We start from the raw sequence: 26948 nt of genomic DNA, 5'->3' as shown, positions 1-26948 counted from the left end.
CTCTCAGTCCACCTGGTAGCGAGGGAAAACACCGGACGGAGCGGGCAGGGCGGTGCCCGGTGCCAGCCGCGTCGCGATGGTGTCGAAGGAGCGCTGGTCCGCGGGCCGGCCCAGCAGGTCGAGCAGTCTGGCCGTCGAGGCGGGCATCACGGGCTGGCTCAGGAGCGCGGCGATGCGCACCACCTCCAAGGTCGTGTAGAGCACGGTCGCGAACCGGTCCGGGTCGGTCTTGCGCAGCACCCACGGCTCCTGCGCGGAGAAGTACCGGTTGGCCGCGCCCAGCACCGACCAGATCGCCTCCAGTGCAAGGTGCATCGCCGTCGCCTCGAAATGACCGCGGACACGTTCGAGCAGCGCGTCGGCCGCGGCGAGCATCTCGGAGTCCTCGGCGGTGAACGCGCCGGGCTGGGGCACCACGCCGTCGAGATTCTTGGCCACCATCGACAGCGAGCGCTGTGCCAGGTTGCCGAACTCGTTGGCCAGGTCGGCGTTGATCCGCGAGATGATGCCTTCCTCGCTGTAGCTGCCGTCCTGCCCGAACGGCACCTCGCGCAGCAGGAAGTACCGCAGCTGGTCCACCCCGAACGTGTCGACCAGATCGGTCGGGTCGACGACGTTGCCGACGGACTTGCTCATCTTCTCGCCGCGGTTGAACAGAAAGCCGTGTGCGAACACCTTTTTCGGTAACTCGATGCCCGCCGACATCAAGAACGCGGGCCAGTACACGGTGTGGAACCGGATGATGTCCTTGCCGATCATGTGCAGATCGGCCGGCCAGTACCGCCGGAAGTCCGCCGACTCGGTGTCGGGGAAACCGACGCCGGTCAGATAGTTGGTCAGCGCGTCCACCCACACGTACATGACGTGGTCGGGGTGGTCGGGCACCGGCACACCCCAGTCGAACGTGGTCCGCGAGATCGACAGGTCGCGCAGCCCGCCGGAGACGAAGCTGACCACCTCGTTGCGCCGCACCTCGGGCTCGATGAACTCCGGGTGCGCCTGATAGTGGGCCAGCAGCCGGTCGGTGTAGGCCGACAGCCGGAAGAAATAGGTCTCCTCTTCGGTCCAGGTCACCGGAGCGCCCGTCTCGGTGGCGACCCGGACGCCGTCCTCACCCACCGTGGTCTCGGCCTCGGTGAAGAAGCGTTCGTCACGCACCGAGTACCAGCCGGAGTACTTGTCGAGGTAGACGTCGCCCGCGTCGACCATGCGGGTCCAGATCGCCTTGGACGCTTCGTAGTGGTCGGCGTCGCTGGTGCGGATAAACCGATCGAAGGAGATGTTCAGTTTCTCCTGAAGCCGCTGGAACACATCGGAGTTGCCGCGTGCCAGTTCGGCGGTGGGGATCCCCAGCTTGGCCGCGGTCTCGGCCATCTTGAGCCCGTGCACATCGGTGCCGGTCAGGAACCGGACGTCGAAGCCGTCGAGCCGCTTGAAGCGGGCGATCGCGTCGGTGGCGACGTATTCGTAGGCGTGTCCGACGTGCGGATCGCCGTTGGGGTACGCGATCGCCGTCGTGATGTAGTAGGGCTGACTCATTTGGGGTTCACCCTAGAGTGTGGGCCGTGAGTGCCAAGCGAGAGCCGCCGCCGATTCCGGAGCCCCTCACCCCGCTGATCGACGCTCACACCCATCTGGACGCCTGCGGCGCCAGAAATGGCGACGACGTGCGCGCCATCCTGGACCGCGCCGCCTCGGCGGGGGTGCAGGCCGTCGTGACCATCGCCGATGACCTGGAAGCGGCGCGGTGGGCCGCCGACGCGACGGACTGGGACCCGCGGGTGTACGCCGCGGTGGCGCTGCATCCGACCCGGGCCAACGCGCTGACCGACGAGGCTCGCACCGTGATCGAGCGTCTGGCCGCGCATCCGCGCGTGGTCGCGGTGGGGGAGACCGGGATGGACTTGTACTGGCCGGGCCGGTTGGACGGCTGCGCCGAGCCCGCCGAGCAGCGCGAGGCGTTCGCGTGGCACATCGACCTGGCCAAGAGCACCGGGAAGCCGCTGATGATCCACAACCGCGACGCCGACGCCGCGGTGCTCGACGTATTGCGCGCCGAGGGGGCGCCCGAGACTGTGATCTTCCACTGTTTCTCGTCCGGCGCCGCAATGGCCCGCACCTGCGTCGACCAGGGCTGGGTGCTCAGCCTGTCCGGCACGGTCAGCTTCAAGAATGCCCGTGACCTGCGGGAAGCCGCCGCGCTGATTCCGTCCGAGCAGCTGCTGGTCGAGACGGACGCACCGTTTCTGACCCCGCATCCGTTCCGCGGCGCGCCGAACGAGCCCTACTGCCTGCCTTACACTGTGCGAGCGCTGGCCGACGTGGTCGGCCGGTCGGCCGAGGCGATCGCGGAGCAGACTTCCGTTACGGCGAAACGGGTGTACGGCCTGGCGAGTTGCTGGTCCTAGACCTTTTCGTTACCGTCTTGTGACGAAATGCGGGTCGGCCGCTTGAGCCGTCCGTGATGCCAAAGTCGGGGATAGACGACATTTTGAATGCATTGATAAAACTCCACCAGACGCGCTCGCCGTTGATGCGGGCTCTGGTCGCGGTGACTTTGCTGGCCTTGATCTTCGCCGGCGCGACCGCGGTGGCCACGCACAAGACGGTCACGCTGACCGTCGACGGGGTGTCGATGTCGGTGCCGACGATGAAGTCGCGGGTCATCGACGTGGTGACCGAGAACGGATTCGACGTCGGCGAGCGGGACGACCTGTACCCGGCGGCCGAGACGCCCGTCCACCAGGCCGACACCATCGTGCTGCGTCGCAGCCGGCCGCTGGAGATCTCCACCGACGGTGGAGGCACCGAGCAGGTGTGGACGACGGCGTCGACCGTCGACGAGGCGCTGACCCAACTGGAGATGACCGACAAGGCGCCGGTGGCGGCCTCGCGCGGCAGCCGGCTTCCGCTGGACGGCATGGCACTTCCGGTCGTGAGTCCCAAAAACGTGCAAATCGACGACGGCGGAGCGCTTCGCTCGGTGCGCCTGGCGGCGCCCACCGTGGCCGCCCTGCTGGATGCCGCCGGAGTGCCGCTTCAGCAAAGCGATACCGTGTTCCCGGCGGCGTCGGCGCCGCTGGAGGACGGGATGGCTGTCAAAGTCACCCGGGTGCGCATCGCCAAGATGACCGAGCGGCTGCCGCTGGTTCCGAACAACCAGCGCGTCGAAGACGTGACGCTGAACATGAGCCGGCAGATCGTCGAGGATCCGGGTGCTCCTGGCGTCCAGGACGTGACGTTCGCGGTCGCGACGGTCAACGGGGTGGAAACCGGCAGATTGCCAGTAGCCAATGTCGTGATCGCTCCGGCCCGCGCTGGTGTGCTGAGAGTCGGCGCGAAACCGGGCACCGAGGTTCCGCCGGTGAGCAACGGGCACACCTGGGACGCCCTGGCGCGCTGCGAAGCCGGAGGTAATTGGTCCATCAATACCGGCAATGGCTATTTCGGTGGAGTCCAATTTGATCAAAACACCTGGGAGCGCAACGGTGGTCTGAGGTATGCTCAGCGGGCAGATCTGGCAACAAGAGAAGAGCAGATCGCGATTGCTGAGGTAACCCGGGCGCGCCAAGGTTGGGGGGCGTGGCCCACGTGTAGTGGGAGGATCGGTGCGTCGTGACAATACGACTGCTCGGACGAACTGAAATACGGCATCTGGCTAAGTCGATCGACTTCCGGCCACGCAAGTCCTTCGGACAGAACTTCGTGCACGACGCCAACACCGTGCGCCGTATCGTGTCAGCGTCCAGTGTCAACCGGTCGGACCACGTGCTCGAGGTCGGCCCGGGACTCGGCTCGCTGACTTTGGCGTTGCTGGATCGCGGCGCGAAAGTCACCGCCGTAGAGATCGATCCAGTGCTGGCCACTCAGCTTCCGACCACGATCGCCGCCCACTCGCACAGCGAGGCGAACCGGCTGACCGTGCTGAACCGGGACATTTTGACGTTCAAGCAGTCGGACATGACCGAGATGCCGACCGCGCTGGTTGCCAACCTTCCGTACAACGTGGCGGTGCCGGCGCTGCTGCACCTGCTCGCCGAGTTCCCGTCGATCCGCACTGTCATGGTGATGGTGCAGGCCGAGGTCGCCGAGCGGCTCGCGGCCGAGCCCGGCGGCAAGGACTACGGGGTGCCCAGCGCGAAGGTCCGGTTCTTCGGCAACGTCCGCCGCTACGGCATGGTGTCGCCGACGGTGTTCTGGCCGATCCCGCGCGTGTACTCGGGCCTGGTGCGTATCGACCGCTACGAGACCTCGCCGTGGCCGACCGACGCCGAGTTCCGCGAGCAGGTCTTCGAGCTCATCGATGTGGCGTTCGCCCAGCGCCGCAAGACGTCCCGCAACGCGTTCGCCGAGTGGGCCGGATCCGGCAACGAGTCGGCCAGCCGCCTGCTCGCCGCCAGCATCGATCCGTCCCGCCGAGGGGAGACGCTGAGCATCAACGACTTCGTCCGGTTGCTGCAGCGCTCCGCGGACTGGCACGTGGTGCCCAAGTCGGCGATTGCCTCGGCCGAGGACACGGCCGAGGACGTCGACACGGCCGAGAAGGACGCCGAAGTCCCGACGGCCTGACCCCCCGCCGAATCACGTTCCACGCGGTCAAATCCATGTGAGCGCCGCACCGGGCGCGGTTTCGGCGCCCGCAGGACACCCAGAACGACCCCGGCCGTGCGCCGGGGTCGTCCTTTTTCGTTAGTGTTCGTGCAGTGTCCGCGCGTGACGGTAATACGGCATTCGACCGGGTCCCTACGGGTTCCGTCACGGTCCGGGTGCCGGGCAAGGTCAACCTGTACCTCGATGTCGGGGATCGCCGAGACGACGGCTACCACGAGCTGACCACGGTTTTCCATGCGGTCTCGCTGCTCGACGAGGTCACCGTGCGTGCCGCCGACGTGCTGTCGCTGGAGATCTCCGGCGAGGGTTCCGACGCGCTGCCGACCGATCACCGAAATCTCGCCTGGCGGGCCGCCGAACTGATGGCCGAGCACGTGGGTCGCGCCCCAGACGTCGCGATCTCGATCGAGAAGACGATCCCCGTCGCCGGCGGCATGGCGGGCGGCAGTGCGGACGCGGCCGCGGTGCTGGTGGCGATGAACGCGCTGTGGGAGCTCGGCGTTCCCCGGCGCGACCTGCACGCGCTGGCCGCCCATCTGGGCAGCGACGTCCCGTTCGCGTTGCACGGCGGCACGGCGCTGGGCACCGGGCGGGGCGAAGAGCTGGCGACCGTGCTGGCGCGCAACACGTTCCACTGGGTCCTGGCGTTCTCGCCGGGCGGCCTGTCCACCGCGAAGGTGTTCGCCGAGATCGACCGGCTCCGCGCCGAGCAGGGCCGCACGTTGCCGCCCCGGCTGGAGTCACCCGAGCCGGTGCTCGCCGCGCTCGCCTCCGGCGATCCCACCGAGCTGGCCCCGCTGTTGGGCAACGACCTACAGCCGGCCGCGCTGAGCCTGGATCCGGGGTTGCGCCGCACACTGCGGGCCGGTGCCGAGGCCGGCGCGCTGGCCGGCGTGGTGTCGGGATCCGGACCGACGTGCGCGTTCCTGTGCGCGACGGCCGGCGCGGCCGTCGACGTGGGCACCGAACTCGCTGGGGCGGGGGTCTGCCGCACCGTGCGGGTGGCCACGGGGCCGGTGCACGGCGCCCGGGTGGTGCCCAGTCCGTCCGCCGCTGGTTGAGATCGCAATCAGGTGTGACCCATGCCTCAATACGCGCGCTCGTTTGGCAGTTACTTAAGGGTTGCTTAAGATGAGCGACGGTGAGTGACAGCGGTCGAGCAAGGGACGCATCGGTTTACCCCTCCGGTCTGACCGGCGGGCCGCGAACCGGTGTCGGTGCGGCATCCGACCGCGCTTGCGCAACATCACCGATTCGAGACACAACCGCTCCCCAAATGTTTGCGCGCCTCCGCGAAAAGGCCGCTCAACAGGCGGAGCATGGCAAACGGGCATGTGCACCGGGGCAGATGTCGGCGAGGAGGTCGTCGTGAGCAGATTCACCGAGAAGATGTACCGCAGCGCCCACACCACCGGGCGGGGCATGGTCACCGGCGAGCCGCACGAGCCGGTCCGGCACACCTGGGGTGAGGTCCACGAACGCGCCAAGCGCATCGCCGGCGGCCTGGCGGCGGCCGGCGTGGGACGCGGCGACGCCGTCGGGGTGCTCGCGGGCTTCCCGGTCGAGATCGCTCCCACTGCGCAGGGGCTGTGGATGCGCGGCGCCAGCCTGACGATGCTGCACCAGCCGACTCCCCGCACCGACCTGGTGGTCTGGGCCGAGGACACCATGAACGTCATCGGCATGATCGAGGCCAAGGCCGTCATCGTGTCCGAGCCGTTCCTGGTCGCGATCCCGGTGCTCGAGGAGAAGGGCATCAAGGTCCTCACGGTCACCGACCTGCTCGAATCCGAGCCGATCGAGCCGATCGAGGTCGGCGAGCACGATCTCGCGCTGATGCAGCTGACATCCGGCTCGACGGGATCTCCCAAAGCAGTGCAGATCACCCACCGCAACATCTACTCCAACGCCGAGGCCATGTTCATCGGCGCGCAGTACGACGTCGACAAGGACGTCATGGTCAGCTGGCTGCCCTGCTTCCACGACATGGGCATGGTCGGCTTCCTGACCATCCCGATGTACTTCGGCGCCGAGCTGGTCAAGGTCACGCCGATGGACTTCCTGCGCGACACCCTGCTCTGGGCCAAGCTCATCGACAAGTACAAGGGCACCATGACCGCGGCGCCGAACTTCGCGTACGCGCTGTTTGCCAAGCGGTTGCGCCGCCAGGCCAAGCCGGGCGAGTTCGATCTGTCCACGCTGCGTTTCGCACTGTCCGGCGCCGAGCCCGTCGAGCCTGCCGATGTCGAGGACCTGCTCGATGCCGGTAAGCCGTTCGGCCTGAACCCGGGTGCGATCCTGCCTGCCTACGGGATGGCCGAGACGACGCTGGCGGTGTCGTTCTCGCCGTGCGGCAAGGGCCTTGTCGTCGACGAGGTCGACGCCGACCTGCTCGCCGCGCTGCGCCGCGCGGTCCCGGCGACCAAGGGCCACACCAAGCGACTCGCCGAGCTCGGCCCGCTGCTGACCGACCTCGAGGCGCGCGTCATCGACGACCACGGCAACGTGATGCCGCCCCGCGGGGTCGGCGTGATCGAGCTGCGGGGCGAGTGCGTGACGCCCGGCTACATGACCATGGGTGGCTTCATCCCGGCTCAGGACGAGCACGGCTGGTACGACACCGGCGACCTCGGCTACCTGACCGAGGACGGCAACGTGGTGGTGTGCGGCCGCGTCAAGGACGTCATCATCATGGCCGGCCGCAACATCTACCCGACCGACATCGAGCGTGCCGCCGGCCGCGTCGAGGGTGTGCGCCCGGGCTGTGCGGTCGCGGTGCGGCTGGATGCCGGGCACTCCCGCGAGACCTTCGCGGTGGCGGTGGAGTCCAACAACTGGCAGGACCCCGCCGAGGTGCGCCGCATCGAGCACCAGGTGGCCCACGAGGTCGTCGCCGAGGTCGACGTCCGGCCGCGCAACGTCGTGGTGCTCGGGCCGGGCAGCATCCCCAAGACCTCGTCGGGCAAGCTGCGCCGCTCCACCTCGGTCTCGCTGGTCACCTAACCGCGAGCGTGCGTGTCTGCGGCCGACACGCCGTCAGTTTCGCCGACTTCACGCACGCTCACCGCGCGGCGACCGGCGGCAGGTACTCAGCGACCAGAGTTCGGTGCCACCACCGCCGTTCCTCACGCAGCTCCTGCCACGTCGTGAACCGGTATTCGAACAGCCGCGCCCGGATGTACCGCGGCGGCGCGTCGGGAAACGGATTGTGTCCGAGCAGGCGAAGCGTCGCGGCATCGTTGCGCAGCAGCCGCACGACCAGCGGCCGGAACCAGTCCTGCGCGTAGGCCGGTGACAGCGCCGCGAACCACATCAGCCAGTCCAGGCGAAGGTGGTAGGGCGCCCACTGCCGGGGGATTCGGCGCGGATCGCCGGGTTTTCCCTTGAAGCCGTACTCCTTCCACACCGTCTGCTCCGCGGGCGCCGGCTCGTCGGTCCCTTCGATGATCACCTCGTACCGGACTCGCGCGATGCTGCCGAACGCGCCGTAGGTGTTCACCAGGTGAAAGGGGTTGAACGACGCGTTCATCCGCTGCCGGCGTCCGAGCATGTTGCGCACCGGCCAGTAGCTCAGCACCGCGGTCAGCACGGTGGCCGCGATCACCAAGGCGACGAACCACGCCGGCGGCCCGGGTGCGGTCGGGGGAGCGGGCAGCGGCACCACCCGGCCGAGCACGGTCTGGTCCACGGCGCTGAACGCCAGGATGATCGTCAACCAGTTCAGCCAGGCGAAGTTCCCGGACAGCACCAGCCACAACTGCGTGACGATCACGATCCCGGCAGCCACCGTCGCCACCGGTTGCGGAGCGAACAACGCGAAGGGCACGACCAGCTGGGCGACGTGGTTGCCTGCCACCTCGACACGGTGCAGCGGCTTGGGCAGGTGGTGGAAAAACCAGCTCAGCGGACCCGGCATCGGCTGCGTCTCGTGGTGGTAGTCCAGGCAGCTCAGGTCGCGCCAGCACGGATCGCTGCGCATCTTGATCAGGCCGGCGCCGAACTCCACGCGGAACAGCAGCCAGCGCGCCAGCCACAGCGTCAGCAGTGGCGGTGCCGTGTCGTCATTGCCCAACAGCATGGCCAGGAAACCCGCCTCCAACAACAAGGACTCCCAACCGAATCCGTACCAGCGCTGCCCGACGTTGACGATCGACAGGTACAGCACCCACAGCGCCAGCCACGTCAGCGTGGCCGCCCACAGCGGCACCAGGTCATCGGCGCCCGCGACCAGGGCCGCCGCCACCGCGGCCCCGCTCCAGCAGACCGCGGCGAAGAAGCGGTCGGAGTAGTGGAGATGGAACAGGCTTGGGGAGACCCGGAACGACACCTGCGCGACGAACCGCGGCACCGGGAGCATCCCGTGCGCACCGATGAGGGCGCGGAACTGGCGGGCGGCGCCCACGAACGCGATCAGATAGATCAGTGCCACACCCCGCTGCAGCACCTCCCGCGCCAACCAGTACCCGGGCGCATCGAACCACTCCGCGGACACGTCTCCAGTAGACGCCGCCGCGGCGCCCGGCGGGGAGCAAAAGCGTTCGCTCGATGTCGGTGCGCGCCTATACCGTCGAGGGCATGGAATCGGCGATCGAGGCCATCGACCTGGTCAAGCGGTTCGGCACCGAGACGGCCGTGGCCGGTGTCAGCTTCGCGGTGCCCCCGGGCACCGTGCTGGGCCTGCTCGGTCCCAACGGCGCGGGCAAGACCACGACTGTGCGGATGATGACGACGCTGACCGAACCGACCAGCGGCACCGCCCGGGTGGCCGGATACGACGTGCGCACCCAGCCCGACGAGGTGCGGCGCCACATGGGACTGACCGGTCAGGTCGCCACCGTCGACGAACTGCTCACCGGGCGTGAGAACATCCGGATGATCGGCGGCCTCTACGGGATCCGGCGCAAGGACCTCGACCGGCTGGGGGGCCAACTGCTTGACCAGTTCTCGCTCAGCGACGCCGCCGACCGGGTGGTGAAGTCCTACTCCGGCGGGATGCGCCGGCGGCTCGACCTGGCGGTCAGCCTGCTCGCGTCGCCTCCGGTGCTGTTTCTCGACGAGCCCACCACGGGCCTGGACCCGCGCAGTCGTAGCGAACTCTGGGACGTCCTGCGCGGCCTCGTCGCGCAGGGCACCACGTTGTTGCTGACGACCCAATACCTGGAAGAGGCCGACCAACTCGCCGACAACATCGTGGTGATCGACCGCGGCCGCATCATCGCCGAGGGCTCGCCGTTGGAGCTCAAGCAGCAGGCAGGCCAGGCCAGCCTGGTGGTCACCGTCGCCGACAGCGGCGATCTTGAGCAAGCCCGGACGCTGCTGGGACAGGGTGGTGCCGAGGTGTACGTCGACGCCGGCGCGCGCCGGCTGACCGCCGCGGCCGACGGGCTCGACGACATGATCCGGGTCGCGGGTCTGCTGCGCGACCGCGGCGTCACCGTCGACGACATCGGATTGTCCCGGCCCAGCCTCGACGACGTGTTCCTGACGTTGACCGGGCACCGCACCGAAGACAGTGAGGAGATCGGCGCATGACCGCCCTCGACAGCAAGCCGCAGACGCCGGTGCGTCCGCAACCGGTGCCCATCCGGCCCACCAATCTGGCGCAGCAGTCCTGGATCATGGTGAAGCGCAACATGATCCACACCAAGCGGATGCCCGAGATGCTCAGCGACGTGACCGCCCAGCCGATCATGTTCGTGTTGCTGTTCGCGTTCGTGTTCGGTGCGTCGATCACCAACACCGGCGGCGCGTCGTACCGGGAGTTCCTGCTGCCGGGCATCCAGGCGCAGACCATCGTGTTCTCGGCGTTCGTCGTCGCCTCCGGGATCACCGCCGACGTCGAGAAGGGGATCATCGACCGCTTCCGCTCGCTGCCCATCTCCCGCTCCTCGGTGCTGATAGGCCGCAGCATCGCCAGCGTCATCCACTCGTCACTGGGCGTGGTCGTGATGGCGCTGACCGGGCTGGCGATCGGCTGGCGGATCCGCAACGGCGCCGGCGAAGCCGTGCTGGCGTTCGCGCTGCTGCTGCTGTTCGGTTTCGGGATGATCTGGTTCGGCATCCTGATCGGCTCGTTGATGCGCACCGTGGAGGCGGTCAACGGCGTGATGTTCACGGCGTTGTTCCCGGTGACGTTCCTGGCCAACACGTTCGTGCCGACCGAGCCGATGCCGCACTGGCTTCGCGTGATCGCCGAATGGAACCCGGTGTCGTCGCTGGCGCAGGCGATGCGGGAGCTGTGGGGCAACGGTGGGCCGGCGCCGGCGAGTGCGCAACTGCCGCTGCACCATCCAGTGCTGGCGACGATCCTGTGGTCGCTGGCGTTGACGGCGATCTTCGCGCCGTTCGCGCTGTATGCCTACAAACGCCGGACCGGCGGTTAGCCCGAGGCGGCGATCGCCTCGTCGGCCAGCCGCTGATAGACACGCCACCACACCGACTCGTGGGCGGCCGGCGTGATCAGGCGCTGTTGTATCTGCCGGTCGGCGTCCATCAGCTCGTCGGCCAGCGCGAGTAGCCGGTCGCGGGCCTGCCGCGCCTCGGGGCAGGGGTAGCCGGCCCGCACCGCGACGGTCACCGCGCGGACCCGCGTGCGCTGCGTTCCGACGCGCATCATCGCGACAACCGCGGCGGACACCGTCAGCGCCGTCGAGACCGCCAGTGCCTGCCCCGGTCCGAGAGCGTGGGTCAAAGTGATCTGGCAGGTGAGCCACAGCGCCGGGGCCCATACCTGCCAGCCGAGGGCGATGCGCAGTGCGGCGCGCTCGCTATCGGTGATCCCCGGCGGATACACGGCCATCCGGTAGCGGATCATGCCGGTGCGGTCCGGCCGGACCGTCAGCGAGCCCCAGCGGCAGTCCCCGAGAAGCAGACGATCGCGGACTCGGCGCAGTCGCCCGGAGCCGGTGCGGTTCACATCTGCGGTCTACCCGCTCAGCTCGGCGGGAACCGTCCGGACCGCCCCGTTTCCCGGGGCATGTAAATATGGTCTGCTATACCCAGCAGGGGCCGACAAGTTACCCAAGCGAAATCCTCGCCGAAATCGCATTCCACGCGGCATTTTTCGAGCCCTGGCCGCGCGGAATGCGATTTCGGCGGAACTGAGGCTCAGCTCCAGGCGTGGACGGTGTTCTGCGCCGGCTCCAGGCCTTGGGCGATCAGCAGCTCGGTGGCGTCGGCGGCCTGCTCGACGATCGTCGGAACCTCTTTGCGTTCGACGCTGTTGAAATTCTCCAGCACGAAGCCGGCTCCGGACTTGTGGCCGGGAGGGCGGCCGATACCGACCCGGACCCGGTGAAAATCGTTGCTGCCCAACGCCGAGGACACCGATCTCAGTCCGTTGTGGCCGGCCACTCCACCGCCGCCCTTGAGCCGGATCCGGCCGAAGTCGATGTCGAGTTCGTCGTGGATCACGACAACGTCGGTGGGGGCCACCGAGTAGAACTTCGCCAACGGCCCGACCTGCCGACCGGATTCGTTCATGTACACGCGCGGCTTGGCCAGCACCACCGAGCGGCCCGCAAGCCGCCCGGTGGCCACTTCGGCGCCGGACTTCTTGTGCACCTTGAACTTCTCGCCCATCCGGTCGGCGAGGACGTCGACGACCATGAAGCCGAGGTTGTGCCGGGTCGTCGCGTAGTTCGGCCCCGGATTGCCCAGGCCGACCACGAGTACGGGTTCGGCCATGACGGGGTCTGCCTACTCGGACTCGGGGGCGGCTTCGCCCTCGGCGGCCTCGCCCTCGCCGGCTTCAGCGGCTTCGGCGGCCTGCTCCTCGACCGACGCGCCGCCGCCCTCGGACTCCAGCTCCTCGGCGGTCGGCGCCGCGACCACGTTGACGACCAGCGTCTCGGGGTCGGCGACCAGGGTGACACCTGAGGGCAGCTCGATCTGGGAGGCCAGGATCTGGGTGCCTTCCTCGGCGCCCTCGACCGACACGGTGAACTGCTCGGGGATGGACTGGACGTCGGCCTCGATCTCGATGGTGGCGGCTTCCTGGGTGACCAGCGTGCCGGGGGTGGCGTCACCCTCGACGACGACGGTGACCTCGACGTTCACCTTCTCACCGCGGCGGACCACCAGCAGGTCGGCGTGCTGAATGTTGCGGCGGATGGGGTGGATCTCGATGGCCTTGGTCAGCGCCAGCTGTTCCGTGCCCTCGATGTCGAGCGTCAGCACCGCGTTGGTGCCGGAGTTGCGCAGCACGGCGGCGAAATCCCGCGCGTTCAGCTCCAGATGCTGAGGATCGATGCCGTGGCCGTAGAGAACAACCGGGACGCGGCCTTCGCGGCGCGCGCGACGCGAGGCGCCCTTACCGGTGGCGCGGCGGACCTGCGCGGTCAGATTGTTGGGCGGGTTCTTCGCCATGATGTGTGCTCCTGTGCCGGTGATCGCTGTGTCTGGGCACGGCCAGGGTCGCACTTCGATGAAGTCGCGGGTTCCCGTCGATAACGGCGGCGCTGCGCAACGCAGGCCACCCTCGCCGTGACGCGTCCCCGAGGGTAGCGCAAGCCCCGGTCAGAGCGAAAATCCGACGCCGGTGAGCTGCTCGGACAGCGTCCACAGGCGGGCCGCCCTGGCCCGGTCGCGGGCCAGCGGGCTGCGGCCGCGCGGACCCGTCGCCCCGACCATCGTGAACTTCGGCCCGATGAAACTGTCGCCGGGGACGTCGCGTGCCACCGCGTACAGGGTCTGGCGGGCCCCGAAGTCCGCGTCGGTGGCCATCAGCCGATTGCCCATCGCCGCGACACGGCTGCCGAACGCGTTACCCGACTGGCCCTGCAGGTTGGTCGCCGAGTAACCGGGGTGCGCGGCCAGCGCCCGGACCGGGGAGCCCGCGGCGGTCAGCCTGCGCTGCAGTTCACTGGTGAACAGCAGGTTCGCCAGTTTGGACTGGCCGTAGGCGGGCCAGGCCCGATACGGCCGGGACTTCCAGTTCAAGTCCTTGAGATTGACGGTTCCGAACAGGTGCATCAGCGACGACACCGTCACCACCCGGTCGGTGATTCTGGGCAGCAGCAGGTTGGTCAGCGCGAAATGGCCCAGGTGGTTCGTGCCGATCTGGCTCTCGAAGCCGTCGACGGTCAGCGCGAAGGGCACCGCCATGATCCCGGCGTTGTTGACCAGCACGTCGACGCGTTCACCCGGCCCGGAGAAGCCGCCCGCGAACTCGCGTACCGAGGACAGGTCCTGCAGGTCGAGTCGACGCACCTGCACGTCGCCGGTCATCGTCGCCGCGGCGGCGTGGCCTTTCTCCAGGTTGCGTACCGCCAGGATCGTCCTGGCGCCGACCCGGGCGAGCTCGCGGGCGGTCACCAGACCGAGCCCGCTGTTGGCGCCGGTCACGATCACGGTGCGGCCGGCGAAGGAGGGCAGATCCGCGGCGGTCCAGTCGCTCATGGCACCCACCCTAATTTCAGCGGCTCGGCTTGGGCACCGCGACGGTGAACCCACCGATGATCTGCTCGACGTCCGGCCCGTCGGCGGCGGCCTCGTCGGCGAACCCGGTCACGGTGAGCTGCACCAGGTATCGCTGCCGCTGCGGCGGTGCGCCGGTGGCGATGACGATGCGGTTGTAGCTGTGCATCCGGGCGCCGTTGAGGTCGTAGCTGCCCTCGATCATCGACGACGGAAACGAGTTGAAGTCCTCGCGGGACGCGTTGAGTTCGCGGAAGTTCTCCGACTTCTGCGCGTCGACGTTGGCGTGGCCCAGCGCTTCGTTGACGTCGAAATCTCCGTTGAGTTCGAACACCATCAGCATCGCGGTCGGATACGTGTCGCCCTTGGCGATCACCCGGGTGCCCGGCGCCAGGTTCGAGTTCCGGTAAGGCTGCCAGCCCTGCGGTGTCGGTATCGACACGGTGAGATCGGTGAGCTGGTCGGGCGCCACCGGCTCTCCGATGACCCCGGCCTGCTCCAGGAACGTCGCGATCGACATGGCGTCCTCGGCGACGGCGGTCGGCGCCGCCGACGTACTGCTCGGCGTCGACCAGACAGACTGGTAGTCGGGGGTTTCGGTGGCGCACCCCGTCACCGCCAGCGTGGCCGCGACCGCCAGCGTCGCCGGCAGGCGTGCTGTCACAGAATCTCTCGGACGTTGTCGATCGGACGTGCCAGCCGGGCGCCCTTCCCGGTAACCACGAAGGGGCGCTCGATCAGGATCGGGTTCTCGGCCATCGCGTCGAGCAGTTCGTCGTCCGACGCGGACGCCAGATCAAGCTCGGTATACAGCGATTCGCGCTTACGCACAGCGGTGCGCACGTCGATTCCGGCGTCGGCGATCATCTTGGCCAGCTCCGCACGCGTGGGAGGGTTCTTCAGGTACTGCACGATCGCGGGCTCGATCCCGTTCTCGCGCAACAGGTCCAGCGTCTTGCGCGACGTGGAGCACTTGGGGTTGTGGTAGATGACGGCGGCGGGCCGCCCATCGGATTGCGCCATCTAGGCGGACCCGTCGAAAAGGCTTGTCACCGAACCGTTGTCGAACACCGCGCGGATCGTGTTGGCCAGCAGCGGCGCGATCGACAGCACGGTCAGCTGCGGGAAGCGCTTCTCCTCGCTGATCGGCAGCGTGTTGGTGACGATCACCTCGCAGGCCCCCGATTCAGCCAGCCGTTCACGTGCCGGATCCGACAGCACTCCGTGCGTGGCGGCGATGATCACCTCACCGGCGCCGCCCTGTTTGAGCAGCCTGACCGCGCCGGCGATGGTGCCGCCGGTGTCGATCATGTCGTCGGTCAGGACGCAGGTCTTGCCCTTGACGTCGCCGACGACGCGGTTGGACTTCACCTGGTTGGGCACCAGCGGGTCGCGCGTTTTGTGGATGAAGGCCAGCGGGACCCCGCCGAGGGCGTCGGCCCACTTCTCGGCCACGCGCACGCGGCCGGAGTCGGGGGAGACGACGACCATGTCGTGGTCGGCGTAGTTGTCGGCGATGTAGCCGGTGAGCAGCTTCTGGGCCCGCATGTGGTCGACAGGTCCGTCGAAGAAGCCCTGGATCTGGTCGGTGTGCAGGTCGACGGTGACGATGCGGTCGGCGCCGGCGGTCTTGAGCAGGTCGGCCACCAGGCGGGCCGAGATCGGCTCACGGCCACGGTGCTTCTTGTCCTGCCGGGCATAGGGGTAGAACGGCAGGATCGCGGTGATGCGCTTGGCGCTACCCCGCTTGAGCGCGTCGATCATGATCAGCTGTTCCATCAGCCACTGGTTCAGCGGCGCCGGATGGGACTGGAGCACGAACGCGTCGCAGCCGCGGACCGATTCGTCGAAGCGGACGAAGATCTCGCCGTTGGCAAAGTCGCGGGCGCTCTGGGCGGTCACGGGAACGTCGAGTTCCTTGGCCACCTGCTCGGCCAGTTCGGGGTGAGCCCGGCCCGAGAAGAGCATCAGGTTCTTGCGGTTGTCGGTCCAGTCGTGGCTCACGGGGCTGCCCTCGGCGTCGGCGATCGATACGGGGCCATCGTACGTAGCGGTCAGGCACGGACGGTGGCGGGTTACCAGAATGCCAATAAACGGCGACGAAAAGCTACTCGCGGGTAGCCCCGCCGCCGGAAGCGCCGGCTTCCTCGGTCGTCCGATTCGCCGCTGCCGCAGCTTCTGTCTGATTTGCCGCTGCCGCAGCTTCTGTCTGATTTGCCGCTGCCGCAGCGGTCGCGGCCTTGCTGCCCGGCCGCTTGCGCGCCACCCAGCCTTCGATGTTGCGCTGCGGACCTGCCGACACGGCCAGCGCGCCCGGCGGGACGTCCTCGCGCACCACCGTGCCGGCCCCGGTGTAGGCCCCGTCCCCCACAGTCACCGGCGCGACGAACATGGTGTCCGACCCGGTGCGCACGTGGGAGCCGATCGTGGTGCGGCTCTTGGACTCTCCGTCGTAGTTGACGAACACACTCGACGCGCCGATGTTGCTGTGCTCGCCGATGTCGGCGTCGCCGACGTAGGTCAGGTGCGGCACCTTGGTGCCGGTGCCGATCGTCGCGTTCTTGGTCTCGACGAACGCCCCGAGCTTGCCGGCCGCGCCGAGTTCGGTGCCGGGCCGCAGATAGGTGAACGGGCCGACGACGGCGTCGGCGCCGATGACCGAATCGGAGCCGTGGGTGCGGACCACCTGCGCTCCGTCGCCGACGGTGACGTCGGTCAGCGTGGTGTCAGGGCCGATCTCGCAGTGCTCGCCGACGACCGTCGACCCCAGCAGTTGGGTGCCGGGCCGCACCACGGTGTCGCGGCCGATCGTCACGTCGACGTCGATCCAGGTCGACGCCGGGTCGATGATCGTGACACCCGCGCGCTGATGCCGTTCGACGATGCGGCGGTTCAGCACCGCGGCCACCGCCGCCAGCTGCACGCGGTCGTTGACCCCGGTAACCAGCGCGGTGTCGTCGATGTGCCGGGCGCGCACCGCGCCGCCGTCCGAGCGCACGATCCCGATCACGTCGGTCAGATACAGCTCACCCTGGGCGTTGTCCGCCTTGAGCCGGCCCAGCGCCGAACGCAGCGCGGTCACGTCGAAGGCGTAGACGCCGGCATTGACCTCGGTGATCGCCTGCTGCGACGGGGTGGCATCGGCCTGCTCGACGATGCCCATCACCTCCCCGCCTTCGGCTTCGGAGGTGCGCAGGATGCGCCCGTAGCCGGTCGGGTCGGCCAGTGTGGTGGTCAGTACCGTGACGACCGCGGCCTGCGCGGTGTGGGCGGCGATCAGCCCGTCGAGCGTGTGCGCGTCCAGGAGCGGAACATCGCCCGCGGTCACCACCACCACGCCGGCGAAGTCCCCGGGCAGCACGGCCAGGCCGCATTCGACGGCATGTCCTGTGCCGCGCTGCTGATCCTGGACCGCGATCTCGATGTCGCGGCCCAGCGCCTGTCCGAGCTCCGACGCTGCCGGGGTGACGCGTTCGCGGTCCTTGCCGACCACCACCACCAGATGACGCGGTTCGACCGCGGCCACCGAGTGCACAGCGTGCGCCAGCATGCTGCGACCGGCCAGGGTGTGCAGAACCTTGGGAATGTCGGACTTCATCCGGGTGCCCGCACCCGCCGCCAGAATCAGCACCGCGGCGTCACGCATAGATGTCCTTCCGGATCGCGGAGCGCAGCCGGATCCGCTCGGGCAAGCCGCACTGCTCCGTCGCCAGGACTCGAACCTGAACTATCTGAACCAAAATCAGAGGTGCTGCCGATTACACCACGACGGACCGGTCAACGAGGTACGCGTGCGACTCTAACCCACCGCCGGTGGCGGTTTCACCGCGTCGCCGGCTCCCCGGCCTGGTGCGCGCCGTACGGCTTGGCGGCCAGGATCGTCACCGATTGGGGGTGCTGCCGTTCGGTAACTGGTAACTGCGCTGGTGTCCCGGGGTGGCACCGAGCAGCGCGCTGCCCAGCGGCGAGTTGACGCTGTAGACGTCCAGTTCGGAGTCGGCGGTCCCGCGGGTGCCGAGCAGGAAGGTCTCGGTGTCGCCCGTGTCGTCGAACCGCACGGTGAGCACCATGCCCGGTTCGGCGACACCGTCATCGGCGGGGCTGACCGCAAGGTCGGCCCGGCTCAGCAGTTCGTGGATTTGGCGGATGCGTTCCTTGCGGGCCAGCCACGCGTCGACCACCTGGTCGGTGCGGTCGGATTCGTCGGAGCCCGCCGGGTTGGGCACCGCCATCAGTTCGGCCAGTTCCCGTTCCAGGCTCTCGCGGGCCCGCGGGGTCATCCAGATGTGTTCGGTGGGTTGCACGTTCGGTTCCTTTTCCGCTGGGAGTGATCGTCGTCAGGGGCGGGATGATGACACCGCCCCTGACGACCAGGTGACCCTCGTCAGAGGGGAAGAGTGAGCAGATCGTCGTCGGCGGCGGATCCGCGCCCGCGCAGCGGGTCGAACGGCCGCATCGCCTCCGGTTGTTTGCCGGTCACGATCTGTTCGGCCAGCAATCGGCCGGTGGCCGGGCCGTGGGCGAGACCCCACATTCCGTGCCCGCCGGCGACGTACACGCCGGCGCCGAGCCTGCCGATCAACGGTTTGCCGTCATCGGTGACCGGGCGCGGGCCGACCCACAGGTCGGTGCGCTCGTCCCATTTCACGCCGTCCAGCAGCGGGGCCGCCGACGCGATGATCGCGTGGATTCGGCGGTGCGCCATCGGTTCGGACGGCCGGCGGAACTCCATGGTGCCCGCCACCCGCAGCCCGCCGCGGTAGGGCGTGCACGCCACCCGCGCCTCGGGCAGGTAGATCGGTCCCGGCAGCGGGCGGTCGACCGGCACCGTGAACGAGTAACCGCGCCCGGCCTGCAGCCCGACACGCACCCGGCGTCCGGTCAGCTCGGGTAACCAGGCGCCGGCGGCCAGCACGACGGCGTCGGCACCCACCGATTCACCCGAGCGCAGGTCGACGCGGGCGCCGCCGGCGGTGCCGGACACGCCACGCACCTCACCGGTGCGCATCGTGGCGCCCCGCTCGGCGACGGCGTGCGCGAGCGCGTGGCTGAAGCGGCCGGGGTCGACGAACCGCTGACCGGACACGTTCACCACGGTCGCGACCTCCGGTGAGGCGAGCGGGACCTGCTCCTGCAGCGCCGCGCCGGTCAGCACCTCCACACAGAGGTCCTGATCGCAGGTCCGCATGTGGCTCAGTTCGGTCAGGAACCGGGCGGCGTTGCCGGCGTCCCCGAAGGCGACGGCCAGCGAGGTGTCTGTCACCGGCGCCTCGACGCCGTTGGAGACGAGGACGTCGAACGTCTCGATGGCCTCGTTGTTGAGCGCCGCGTTGGCCTCGACGGCGTGCCGCCAGGAGCTGGGCCGGCAGTTCGCGGCGAACCGCGTCAGAAACCGCGCCAGCGCGGTGTCGGCGCGCAGCGGTATGTGCAGCGGCGCGGCGGGGTCGAGAAGTGCGCGCAGCCCTTCACGCAGCACCGACGGCGAGTTCAGCGGGGCGGTGAGCGCGGGAGACACCCAGCCGGCGTTACCCCAGGACGCGCCCGCCGCGACGCCGGCCCGGTCCACGACCGTGACCTCGACGCCCCTGTCTTGCAGGAACCATGCCGTGGACAGGCCGACGATGCCGGCGCCCACGACGATCACAGATCGGGGACCGCCATCCATCCCTGACCCGCCTGACATCGCACGACCTCCCTCACCGCTACGGACGACTCCATCGTGCGGTGGCCGATGACCGCGGGTGTTGTGCGTCGCCGACAAACCAGTCCTAGTGAAATGTCGCGTCAGGACAAACGTCAGGGCAGCACGGCGAGTTCGATCATCATCGCGAAACGCTTGTCGGCGTCGTCGAGACGAAGGTCGGTCAGTTCGGCCATCCGTCGCATCCGGTAGCGCACGGTGTTCTCGTGCACGCCGAGCGCGGCGGCGGTGCGCCCGGGATCGCCGTGCTCCTGCAGCCAGGTCCGCAACGTCGCGACGTAGGCGGTGCCGTGGGTCCGGTCGTGGTCGCGCAGTTCGGCGACCGCGCCCCGGTGCGGCGTCCGGCCGCTGCGGGCCGCGGTGCGCAGCCGCCGCAACACCAGGTCGTCCCACGACTCGTCGTAGGCCGGCGGCACGGCGGTCGCGGTGCCCTCCTGCAGCGCGAGGCACTCGTCGGCCTCGGCGCGCGCGACGGCGAGTTCCCCGGCGGCGGCGGGAGCGCTGATCCCGGCCTGCACGGTCAGCTGCTCGGGCAGCGTCGCGATCAACGCATGCACCCAGTCCCGCGCGACCGCGACCTGTTCGGCGGCCAGCACCGTGTAGACCGTGGAGTCGGCCAGCGCGCTGCGCGAGGGCCGGGACCAACCGAAGCCCGCGGTGGCACGCTCGAAGATCTGCAGCAAAGCCGCGTGCCTGCTGCCCTCGTCGCCGGCGCGCAGCGCGATGACCCGCAGCGACGCCGGAGGCAGCCCGAGCCGGCTGGCCAGCGTCGCGGCGTCGGCCGGGGACTCCAGCAGCCGGATCACAAGTTCCGACTCGACCTGACGTTCCAGGTCGGCGCTGGCCCGGGAGCGCAGCAGATGCAGTGCGACGGTGTGTGCGCCGTCGGCCAGCGCGCGGCGCTGCTCCCCGGTGAGCGGGCTCGCGCACGCCACCCACACCGAACCGAGCAGTTCGCGCCCGGCGCGGGCGGCCACCACCATGCGGCCGGTCAGCCCGATGGCCGCGTCGCCCGGCACGAACACCGGATCGTCGGACGCCGCCAGGTGCGCGAACACGCCGTAGGACTCGAACACCTCCCGCAGTGCCGGCGGCGCCTGTCGCCCCAGGATCGTCGCAGCGCGCCCCGGGTCCGCGTCCTGCTGGCCGCGGGAGAACGCCAGCACCTGCGAGGCGCGGTCCTCGATCACGACGGCGCCGCCGACCGCCCCCGCCAGGCTGTCGGCGAGGGCGAACAGATCGGTGGGTCCGCGACCCGACTCGGTCTCGCGGCCCTCCATGACCAGCCCGTACACGATCGCGGCGAACTCGCTCCACGGCATCGCCGGATCAACGACCACCACCGCGACACCGTCGGGGTCGGCGCCGGTGGGTGACCCGTCGTCCTCACAGCGGGTGAGCACGACGACGGCGCGGGCGGCCCGCGCCCACCGAAGCGCGTCGGCCTGCGAGGTGGCCCCGACGGCGAGTAGCACATCGCCCGAGACGGTGCGGCCGTCGACCTCCTCGGGAAGCACGACGCTGCGCAGTTCGGTCTGCCGGTCCGCGGCGCCGCCGTGCCAGCGCGCACCGTACCCGCCGAGGACGTTGATCAGCCGGTCCAGCGTGATCATGAGGGTCGACGCTACCCGGGGCAGCAGCCTGCACCGTCTACCCTGTGACGCGTGGCTGTGTCCGACAAACCGGGCGGTTCCGACGTACACGTGCGCGCCCCGCGCGCACGGATGACCGGCACCGAGCGGCGCCAGCAGTTGATCGAGATCGCGAAGTCGCTGTTCGCCGAGCGCGGCTTCGACGGCACCTCGATCGAGGAGATCGCGCTGCGGGCCAACGTGTCCAAGCCGGTGGTCTACGAGCATTTCGGCGGTAAGGAAGGTCTGTACGCGGTCGTCGTCGACCGTGAGATGTCGGCGCTGCTCGACGGCATCACCCGCTCGCTGACCAACAACAGGTCCCGGGTGCGGGTGGAACGGGTGGCGCTGGCGCTGCTGACCTATGTCGAGGAACACACCGACGGCTTCCGCATCCTGATCCGCGACTCACCGGCCAGCATCACCTCGGGCACGTACTCGACGCTGCTCAACGACGCGGTGAGCCAGGTCGCCTCGATCCTGGCCGGGGATTTCTCCCGCCGCGGGCTGGACCCCGACCTGGCGCCGCTGTACGCGCAGGCGCTGGTCGGCTCGGTGTCGATGGCCGCGCAGTGGTGGCTCGACGTGCGCGAGCCGAAGAAAGAGGTCGTCGCCGCCCACCTGGTCAACCTGTGCTGGAACGGGTTGACCCACCTCGAGTCGGACCCGGTGCTGCACGAGGAGTGACCGCCCGGGGGCTGCGGTGCCCGGGGCCCGGGCAGGCGAGTGCCTACGATGGACGCATCATGACCGTATCGGGGACCCCCCATGTCCACACCCCGATCGCGGGCCTCGTCGAACTGGCACTGCGCGATCCCTGTCTGCAGGAGATCTCCCGCCGTGCCGCCGACCGGCCTGCCGATCTCCATCTCGTCGGGCCCGCCAGCGCGCGGGTGTTCGTCGCGTCCGCGCTGGCCACGCCGGTCGCGCCGGCATCGGCCGAAGCCGCACCGCTGCTGGTGGTCACCGCCACCGGCCGGGAGGCCGACGACCTGACCGCCGAACTGCAGGGCGTCTTCGGCGACACCGTCGCGCTGTTCCCGTCGTGGGAGACGTTGCCGCACGAGCGGCTCTCGCCCGGTGTGGACACCGTCGGCGCGCGCATGATGCTGCTGCGCCGGCTGGCCCACCCCGGCGACGCCCGGCTCGGGCCGCCGTTGCGGGTCGTGGTGACGACCGCGCGGTCGCTGCTGCAGCCGATGGCCCCCGATCTGGCCGAGGTCAACCCGGTCACGCTGACCGTCGGTGACGAGGCGGACTTCGACGCGACGGTCGCACGTCTGGTCGACCTGGCCTACACCCGGGTGGACATGGTCGGCAAGCGCGGTGAATTCGCGGTCCGCGGCGGCATTCTCGACGTCTTCCCGCCGACGGCCGAACACCCGGTGCGCATCGAGTTCTGGGGCGACGAGATCTCCGAGATGCGGATGTTCTCGGTCGCCGATCAGCGGTCGATCCCCGAGATCGAGATCGACACGATGATCGCGGTGCCGTGTCGCGAGCTGCTGCTGACCGCCGACGTTCGCGAGCGCGCCGCGGCGCTGTCGGCCGAGCATCCGGTGCTGGAGAACAGTGTGCCGGGCAGCGTGCCGGACATGCTGGCCCGGCTGGCCGAGGGCATCCCGGTGGACGGCATGGAGGCACTTCTTCCGCTGTTGCGGCCCAGCGACTTCGCGACGCTGCCCGACCATCTGCCCGACGGCACGCCGATACTGGTGTGCGATCCGGAGAAGGTGCGCACCCGCGCGGCCGACCTGATCAAGACGGGCCGGGAGTTCCTGGAGGCGTCGTGGTCGACCGCGGCCGTCGGCGGGGACGTGCCCATCGACATCGAGACGCTCGGCGCGTCGGGCTACGTCGGGTTCGACGACGCCCGGGACGCGGCCCGGGCCGGTGGGCATCCGTGGTGGACGCTGAGCCAGCTCGACAGCGGTTCGGGGGACTCGATCACCGTCGACATCCGGCCCGCGCCGACAGCGCGGGGCCAACAGCACACCCTCGATGAGATCTTCGCGATGCTGCGCGCCCACGTGGTCACCGGCGGCTACGGCGCGGTCGTCACCCCGGGCAGCGGAACCTGCAAGCGGGTGGTCGAGCAGCTCTCCGAAACCGACACGCCCGCAACCGTTCTGGAGCCGGGTGAGCAGCCCAGGGCGGGCGTGGTCGGGGTGATCAAGGGGCCGCTGCACGACGGTGCGGTGTTCCCCGGCGCCAATCTTGTGGTGGTCACCGAGACCGATCTGACCGGCAACCGAGCGTCGGCCACCGAGGGCAAGAAGCTCGCCGCCAAACGCCGCAACGTCGTCGACCCGCTCGCGCTGACCGCGGGCGATCTGGTGGTGCACGATCAGCACGGCATCGGGCGCTTCGTCGAGATGACCGAGCGGGTGGTCGGCGGCGCGCGCCGCGAGTACTTGGTATTAGAGTACGCGTCTTCCAAGCGGGGTGGGGGCACCGACAAGCTGTATGTGCCGATGGACTCGCTGGACCAGCTGTCCCGCTACGTCGGCGGTGAGGCGCCCACGCTGAGCCGGCTCGGCGGCAGCGACTGGGCCAACACCAAGACCAAGGCGCGCCGCGCGGTGCGCGAGATCGCCGCCGAGCTTGTCGCGTTGTACGCCAAGCGGCAGGCCTCGGCCGGGCACGCGTTCAACCCGGACACGCCGTGGCAGACCGAGATGGAGGACGCGTTCGGGTTCACCGAGACCGTCGACCAGCTCACCGCGATCACCGAGGTCAAGTCCGACATGGAGAAGCCGGTCCCGATGGACCGGGTGATCTGCGGCGACGTCGGCTACGGCAAGACCGAGATCGCGGTGCGGGCGGCGTTCAAGGCGGTCCAGGACGGCAAGCAGGTCGCGGTGCTGGGGCCGACGACGCTGCTGGCCGATCAGCATCTGCAGACGTTCACCGCGCGGATGACGGGCTTCCCGGTCACCGTGAAGGGGTTGTCGCGGTTCACCGACCCGGCCGAGTCCCGCGCCACCATCGAGGGCATGAAGGACGGGTCGGTCGACATCGTGATCGGCACCCACCGGCTGCTGCAGACCGGCGTGACGTGGAAGGACCTCGGTCTGGTCATCGTCGACGAGGAGCAGCGGTTCGGCGTCGAGCACAAGGAGCACATCAAGTCGATGCGCACCCACGTCGACGTGCTGACCATGAGCGCGACCCCGATCCCGCGCACCCTGGAGATGAGCCTGGCCGGCATCCGCGAGATGTCGACGATCCTGACCCCGCCCGAGGAGCGCTACCCGGTGCTGACCTACGTCGGCCCGCACGACGACAAGCAGGTCGCCGCGGCGCTGCGCCGCGAGATGCTGCGCGACGGGCAGGCGTTCTACATCCATAACCGGGTGCGCACCATCGACTCCGCCGCGGCCAAGGTGCGCCAGTTGGTGCCCGAGGCGCGGGTGGCGGTCGCGCACGGGCAGATGCCCGAGGAGCAGCTCGAGAAGACCGTCGAGGGGTTCTGGAACCGGGAGTACGACATCCTGGTGTGCACCACGATCGTCGAGACCGGGCTGGACATCTCGAACGCCAACACGCTGATCGTCGAGCGCGCGGACACTTTCGGGTTGTCGCAGCTGCACCAGCTGCGCGGCCGGGTGGGCCGGTCCCGGGAACGCGGCTACGCGTACTTCCTGTATCCGCCCGAGGTTCCGCTGACCGAGACCGCCTATGACCGGCTGGCCACCATCGCGCAGAACAATGACCTGGGCGCGGGCATGGCGGTGGCGATGAAGGACCTCGAAATCCGCGGCGCCGGAAACGTATTGGGCGCCGAGCAGTCCGGGCACGTCGCCGGCGTCGGCTTCGACCTGTACGTGCGGCTGGTCGGTGAGGCCGTGGAGGCATATCGGGCCGCCGCGGACGGGAAAACCGTTGCCACAGCTGAAGAACCGAAGGATGTCCGGATCGATCTGCCGGTCGATGCGCATCTGCCACCGGACTACATCGGCAGCGACCGGCTGCGGTTGGAGGCCTATCGCCGGCTGGCCGCGGCGCCGGATGACGACGCGGTGGACCGGGTTGTTGAAGAGCTCATCGACCGCTACGGGCCACTGCCCGAGCCGGCGCTGCGGCTGGTCGCGGTGGCACGTCTGCGGCTGCTGGCGCGTGCGCACGACGTCACCGAGATCGGCGCCCCGTCGGCGTCGACGTTGCGGATCGCGCCGTTGACGCTGCCGGACTCGGCGCAGCTGCGGCTCAAGCGGCTCTATTCGGGGGCGAACTACCGCGCCACCACCTCGACGGTGCAGGTGCCGATCCCGCGGGCGGGCAGCGGGGTGGGCTCGCCGCGCATCCGCGACGTCGAACTGGTGGCGTTCGTGGCGGGATTGTTGCTGGCCATCGATGGGAAACCGGACGGGGAAGTTGATATAACCAAGTTCGGAGGTGGCTCATGACGGTCGTCCTGGTGGACCCGCGGCGTCCGTCGCTGATTCCCATCGAGGCGATCGATCTGCTGGCCGGTGACGTGCAGTACACCGAGGAGATGCCGATCAAGGTGCCGTGGTCGCTGCCGTCGGCGCGGCCCTGCCTGGCCGGTTCCGGCGACGAACCCGCGGCGGTGCTGCTGTCCTCGGACCGCGAGCACCCGGCCGTCGCAGCACGGATCGCGGCGGGGGAGAGGGTGATCTCCGCACCCGCCGCGCAGCCCGGTGAACGTCTGGTGGACGCGGTCGCGCTGATGGACAAGCTGCGCACAGCCGGGCCGTGGGAGAGCCGGCAGACCCACGATTCGCTGCGGCGGTACCTGCTGGAGGAGACCTACGAGCTGTTCGACGCGGTGCACGGCGGGGACCTGAGCGAGCTGCGCGACGAGCTCGGCGACGTGCTGCTGCAGGTGCTGTTCCACGCCCGCATCGCCGAGGATGCCCCCGAGAACGCGTTCGACATCGACGACGTGGCCGACGCGCTGGTCCGCAAGCTCGGCAACCGGGTGCCGGCAGTCCTTGCCGGAGAATCGATCTCGCTGGAAGACCAGCTGGCGCAGTGGGAGCAGCGCAAGGCCCTGGAGCGCTCCACGCGGGAGTCCATCATGGACGACATTCCCACCGCGCAGCCCGCGCTGGCGCTGGCGCAGAAGGTGCTGGCCCGCGCCGAGACCGGCGGGGTGCCTGCGGATCTGGTGCCGGCGGCGATCACGACGGTGACGGTGTCGGCCGACATCGACGCCGAGAACGCGTTGCGCTCGGCGGTTCTGGAGTTCATGGCCGATGTGCGTGCCGCCGAGCGGGCGGCGACGGTGGCGCGGCGCAGCGCCGACGTGGCCGAGGAACTCGATGACGCCCCGCACGGAGTCATCTCCGCCGGCCAATGGCGCGCTCACTGGCCGGGCGAACCCGGGGCGCTCCAGGAAGCCGGGGCGCTTCAGGAACCCGGGGCGCTTCAGGAAGCCGGGGCGCTTCAGGAACCCGAGGCGCTCCTGGAGGCCGGGGACATCGAGGGCGTCGAGTCCGAGGAAGCCCTGGGCGTCGAGTCCCAGAAGTAACAGGTATCCACGCTTTTCAGCGCTGCTCTCGTACTTTCGCTGCCAAACGTGGATAGGTGTGACGTGTGAGGCGAAAGCGACGTCAACCGGC

General features: G+C 69.3%; 22 protein-coding genes, 1 tRNA gene and 1 pseudogene. 10 read left to right on the top strand and 14 right to left on the bottom strand.

Annotation, left to right across the window (positions count from 1 at the left end):
- Positions 1-3: 3 nt before the first annotated feature.
- Positions 4-1539: a methionine--tRNA ligase gene (gene metG / locus KXD97_RS01335; RefSeq protein WP_260755097.1), complete on the bottom strand. Its 1536-nt coding sequence runs from the start codon at positions 1537-1539 to the stop codon at positions 4-6.
- A 17-nt stretch (positions 1540-1556) separates the two neighbouring features.
- Between metG and KXD97_RS01330 the strand changes: the two genes are divergently transcribed.
- The 5 genes from KXD97_RS01330 (at position 1557) to KXD97_RS01310 (ending at position 7614) form a co-directional block, all read left to right on the top strand.
- Positions 1557-2408 carry a TatD family hydrolase gene (locus tag KXD97_RS01330; RefSeq protein WP_396884641.1) on the top strand — a complete coding sequence of 284 codons (852 nt, stop codon included), beginning with the start codon at positions 1557-1559 and terminating at the stop codon, positions 2406-2408.
- An 83-nt stretch (positions 2409-2491) separates the two neighbouring features.
- Positions 2492-3619 (top strand): resuscitation-promoting factor, encoded by a 1128-nt coding sequence (locus KXD97_RS01325; RefSeq protein WP_260755095.1) that lies wholly within the window; start codon positions 2492-2494, stop codon positions 3617-3619.
- Complete coding sequence (gene rsmA / locus KXD97_RS01320; RefSeq protein WP_260755094.1) at positions 3616-4569, top strand: 16S rRNA (adenine(1518)-N(6)/adenine(1519)-N(6))-dimethyltransferase RsmA; 954 nt, start codon at positions 3616-3618, stop codon at positions 4567-4569. Before KXD97_RS01325 ends, rsmA begins: the two co-directional genes overlap by 4 nt.
- Positions 4570-4703: 134 nt before the next feature.
- Complete coding sequence (locus KXD97_RS01315; protein ID WP_260755093.1) at positions 4704-5672, top strand: 4-(cytidine 5'-diphospho)-2-C-methyl-D-erythritol kinase; 969 nt, start codon at positions 4704-4706, stop codon at positions 5670-5672.
- A 307-nt stretch (positions 5673-5979) separates the two neighbouring features.
- Complete coding sequence (locus KXD97_RS01310) at positions 5980-7614, top strand: fatty acyl-AMP ligase (RefSeq protein WP_260755092.1); 1635 nt, start codon at positions 5980-5982, stop codon at positions 7612-7614.
- A 58-nt stretch (positions 7615-7672) separates the two neighbouring features.
- Here the strand turns inward: KXD97_RS01310 and KXD97_RS01305 are convergent, their stop codons facing one another.
- Positions 7673-9103 carry a lipase maturation factor family protein gene (locus tag KXD97_RS01305; RefSeq protein WP_260755091.1) on the bottom strand — a complete coding sequence of 477 codons (1431 nt, stop codon included), beginning with the start codon at positions 9101-9103 and terminating at the stop codon, positions 7673-7675.
- A 53-nt stretch (positions 9104-9156) separates the two neighbouring features.
- Here KXD97_RS01305 and KXD97_RS01300 point away from each other — a divergent pair, with 53 nt between their 5' ends.
- Positions 9157-10143: an ATP-binding cassette domain-containing protein gene (locus tag KXD97_RS01300; RefSeq protein ID WP_260755090.1), complete on the top strand. Its 987-nt coding sequence runs from the start codon at positions 9157-9159 to the stop codon at positions 10141-10143.
- The gene (locus KXD97_RS01295) at positions 10140-10994 is read left to right on the top strand and encodes an ABC transporter permease (RefSeq protein WP_260755089.1); all 855 of its coding nucleotides are present in this window, start codon (positions 10140-10142) and stop codon (positions 10992-10994) included. Before KXD97_RS01300 ends, KXD97_RS01295 begins: the two co-directional genes overlap by 4 nt.
- On the opposite strand, the gene KXD97_RS01290 is transcribed toward KXD97_RS01295, so the two are convergent.
- From KXD97_RS01290 to KXD97_RS01235, 12 genes and pseudogenes are all read right to left on the bottom strand, one after another.
- The gene (locus KXD97_RS01290; protein WP_260755088.1) at positions 10991-11527 is read right to left on the bottom strand and encodes a DUF6611 family protein; all 537 of its coding nucleotides are present in this window, start codon (positions 11525-11527) and stop codon (positions 10991-10993) included. The two genes, KXD97_RS01295 and KXD97_RS01290, sit on opposite strands and share 4 nt — an antisense overlap.
- Before the next feature lie 191 nt (positions 11528-11718).
- Positions 11719-12297 carry an aminoacyl-tRNA hydrolase gene (pth, locus tag KXD97_RS01285; protein ID WP_260755087.1) on the bottom strand — a complete coding sequence of 193 codons (579 nt, stop codon included), beginning with the start codon at positions 12295-12297 and terminating at the stop codon, positions 11719-11721.
- Between the two features lie 12 nt (positions 12298-12309).
- Positions 12310-12978, bottom strand: coding sequence for a 50S ribosomal protein L25/general stress protein Ctc (locus tag KXD97_RS01280; RefSeq protein WP_260755086.1), 669 nt, complete (start codon positions 12976-12978; stop codon positions 12310-12312).
- 150 nt (positions 12979-13128) lie between these two features.
- A complete protein-coding gene (locus KXD97_RS01275) occupies positions 13129-14010 on the bottom strand; it encodes an oxidoreductase (protein WP_260755085.1) in 882 nt (293 codons plus the stop codon).
- Positions 14011-14026: 16 nt separating this feature from the next.
- A complete protein-coding gene (locus KXD97_RS01270; protein WP_260755084.1) occupies positions 14027-14692 on the bottom strand; it encodes an LpqN/LpqT family lipoprotein in 666 nt (221 codons plus the stop codon).
- The gene (gene arsC, locus KXD97_RS01265) at positions 14689-15051 is read right to left on the bottom strand and encodes an arsenate reductase (glutaredoxin) (protein ID WP_260755083.1); all 363 of its coding nucleotides are present in this window, start codon (positions 15049-15051) and stop codon (positions 14689-14691) included. The genes KXD97_RS01270 and arsC overlap by 4 nt, the downstream gene beginning before the upstream one ends.
- Positions 15052-16032 carry a ribose-phosphate diphosphokinase gene (locus KXD97_RS01260; RefSeq protein WP_260755082.1) on the bottom strand — a complete coding sequence of 327 codons (981 nt, stop codon included), beginning with the start codon at positions 16030-16032 and terminating at the stop codon, positions 15052-15054. It abuts the gene before it with no gap.
- Positions 16033-16135: 103 nt separating this feature from the next.
- Positions 16136-17674, bottom strand: a complete 1539-nt coding sequence (gene glmU / locus KXD97_RS01255; RefSeq protein ID WP_260755081.1) for a bifunctional UDP-N-acetylglucosamine diphosphorylase/glucosamine-1-phosphate N-acetyltransferase GlmU — start codon at positions 17672-17674, stop codon at positions 16136-16138.
- A 55-nt stretch (positions 17675-17729) separates the two neighbouring features.
- Positions 17730-17801, bottom strand: a tRNA-Gln gene (locus tag KXD97_RS01250).
- Between the two features lie 49 nt (positions 17802-17850).
- Positions 17851-18332 (bottom strand): annotated as a pseudogene (locus KXD97_RS01245) (GreA/GreB family elongation factor).
- Positions 18333-18412: 80 nt separating this feature from the next.
- Positions 18413-19711, bottom strand: coding sequence for an FAD-binding oxidoreductase (locus KXD97_RS01240; RefSeq protein WP_260755080.1), 1299 nt, complete (start codon positions 19709-19711; stop codon positions 18413-18415).
- A gap of 113 nt (positions 19712-19824) precedes the next feature.
- Entirely contained in the window at positions 19825-21342 is a 1518-nt protein-coding gene (locus tag KXD97_RS01235; protein ID WP_260755079.1) for a CdaR family transcriptional regulator, read from the bottom strand.
- Between the two features lie 111 nt (positions 21343-21453).
- On the opposite strand from KXD97_RS01235, the gene KXD97_RS01230 reads away from it, so the two are divergent.
- The 3 genes from KXD97_RS01230 to KXD97_RS01220 are packed head-to-tail and all read left to right on the top strand — an operon-like array spanning position 21454 to position 26857.
- Positions 21454-22047: a TetR/AcrR family transcriptional regulator gene (locus KXD97_RS01230; protein ID WP_260758263.1), complete on the top strand. Its 594-nt coding sequence runs from the start codon at positions 21454-21456 to the stop codon at positions 22045-22047.
- Positions 22048-22106: 59 nt separating this feature from the next.
- Complete coding sequence (gene mfd / locus KXD97_RS01225; RefSeq protein ID WP_260755078.1) at positions 22107-25769, top strand: transcription-repair coupling factor; 3663 nt, start codon at positions 22107-22109, stop codon at positions 25767-25769.
- Entirely contained in the window at positions 25766-26857 is a 1092-nt protein-coding gene (locus KXD97_RS01220) for a nucleoside triphosphate pyrophosphohydrolase (protein ID WP_260755077.1), read from the top strand. The genes mfd and KXD97_RS01220 overlap by 4 nt, the downstream gene beginning before the upstream one ends.
- Positions 26858-26948: the final 91 nt, after the last annotated feature.

It is taken from the genome of Mycobacterium sp. SMC-8, assembly GCF_025263565.1.
In the GTDB taxonomy this organism is placed as follows: domain Bacteria; phylum Actinomycetota; class Actinomycetes; order Mycobacteriales; family Mycobacteriaceae; genus Mycobacterium.
The sequence above is the reverse complement of the archived record's forward strand: the minus strand, read 5'-3'. Positions and strand labels throughout refer to the sequence as shown.

What these genes read in the sequence shown, in the direction of transcription:
- arsC (WP_260755083.1), bottom strand. Translation starts at nt 15,051, where the DNA reads ATGGCGCAATCCGATGGGCGGCCCGCCGCCGTCATCTACCACAACCCC.
- KXD97_RS01230 (WP_260758263.1), top strand. Translation starts at nt 21,454, where the DNA reads ATGACCGGCACCGAGCGGCGCCAGCAGTTGATCGAGATCGCGAAGTCG.
- KXD97_RS01275 (WP_260755085.1), bottom strand. Translation starts at nt 14,010, where the DNA reads ATGAGCGACTGGACCGCCGCGGATCTGCCCTCCTTCGCCGGCCGCACC.
- pth (WP_260755087.1), bottom strand. Translation starts at nt 12,297, where the DNA reads ATGGCCGAACCCGTACTCGTGGTCGGCCTGGGCAATCCGGGGCCGAAC.
- KXD97_RS01280 (WP_260755086.1), bottom strand. Translation starts at nt 12,978, where the DNA reads ATGGCGAAGAACCCGCCCAACAATCTGACCGCGCAGGTCCGCCGCGCC.
- KXD97_RS01300 (WP_260755090.1), top strand. Translation starts at nt 9,157, where the DNA reads ATGTCGGTGCGCGCCTATACCGTCGAGGGCATGGAATCGGCGATCGAG.
- KXD97_RS01240 (WP_260755080.1), bottom strand. Translation starts at nt 19,711, where the DNA reads ATGTCAGGCGGGTCAGGGATGGATGGCGGTCCCCGATCTGTGATCGTC.
- metG (WP_260755097.1), bottom strand. Translation starts at nt 1,539, where the DNA reads ATGAGTCAGCCCTACTACATCACGACGGCGATCGCGTACCCCAACGGC.
- KXD97_RS01235 (WP_260755079.1), bottom strand. Translation starts at nt 21,342, where the DNA reads ATGATCACGCTGGACCGGCTGATCAACGTCCTCGGCGGGTACGGTGCG.
- glmU (WP_260755081.1), bottom strand. Translation starts at nt 17,674, where the DNA reads ATGCGTGACGCCGCGGTGCTGATTCTGGCGGCGGGTGCGGGCACCCGG.
- KXD97_RS01220 (WP_260755077.1), top strand. Translation starts at nt 25,766, where the DNA reads ATGACGGTCGTCCTGGTGGACCCGCGGCGTCCGTCGCTGATTCCCATC.
- KXD97_RS01295 (WP_260755089.1), top strand. Translation starts at nt 10,140, where the DNA reads ATGACCGCCCTCGACAGCAAGCCGCAGACGCCGGTGCGTCCGCAACCG.
- mfd (WP_260755078.1), top strand. Translation starts at nt 22,107, where the DNA reads ATGACCGTATCGGGGACCCCCCATGTCCACACCCCGATCGCGGGCCTC.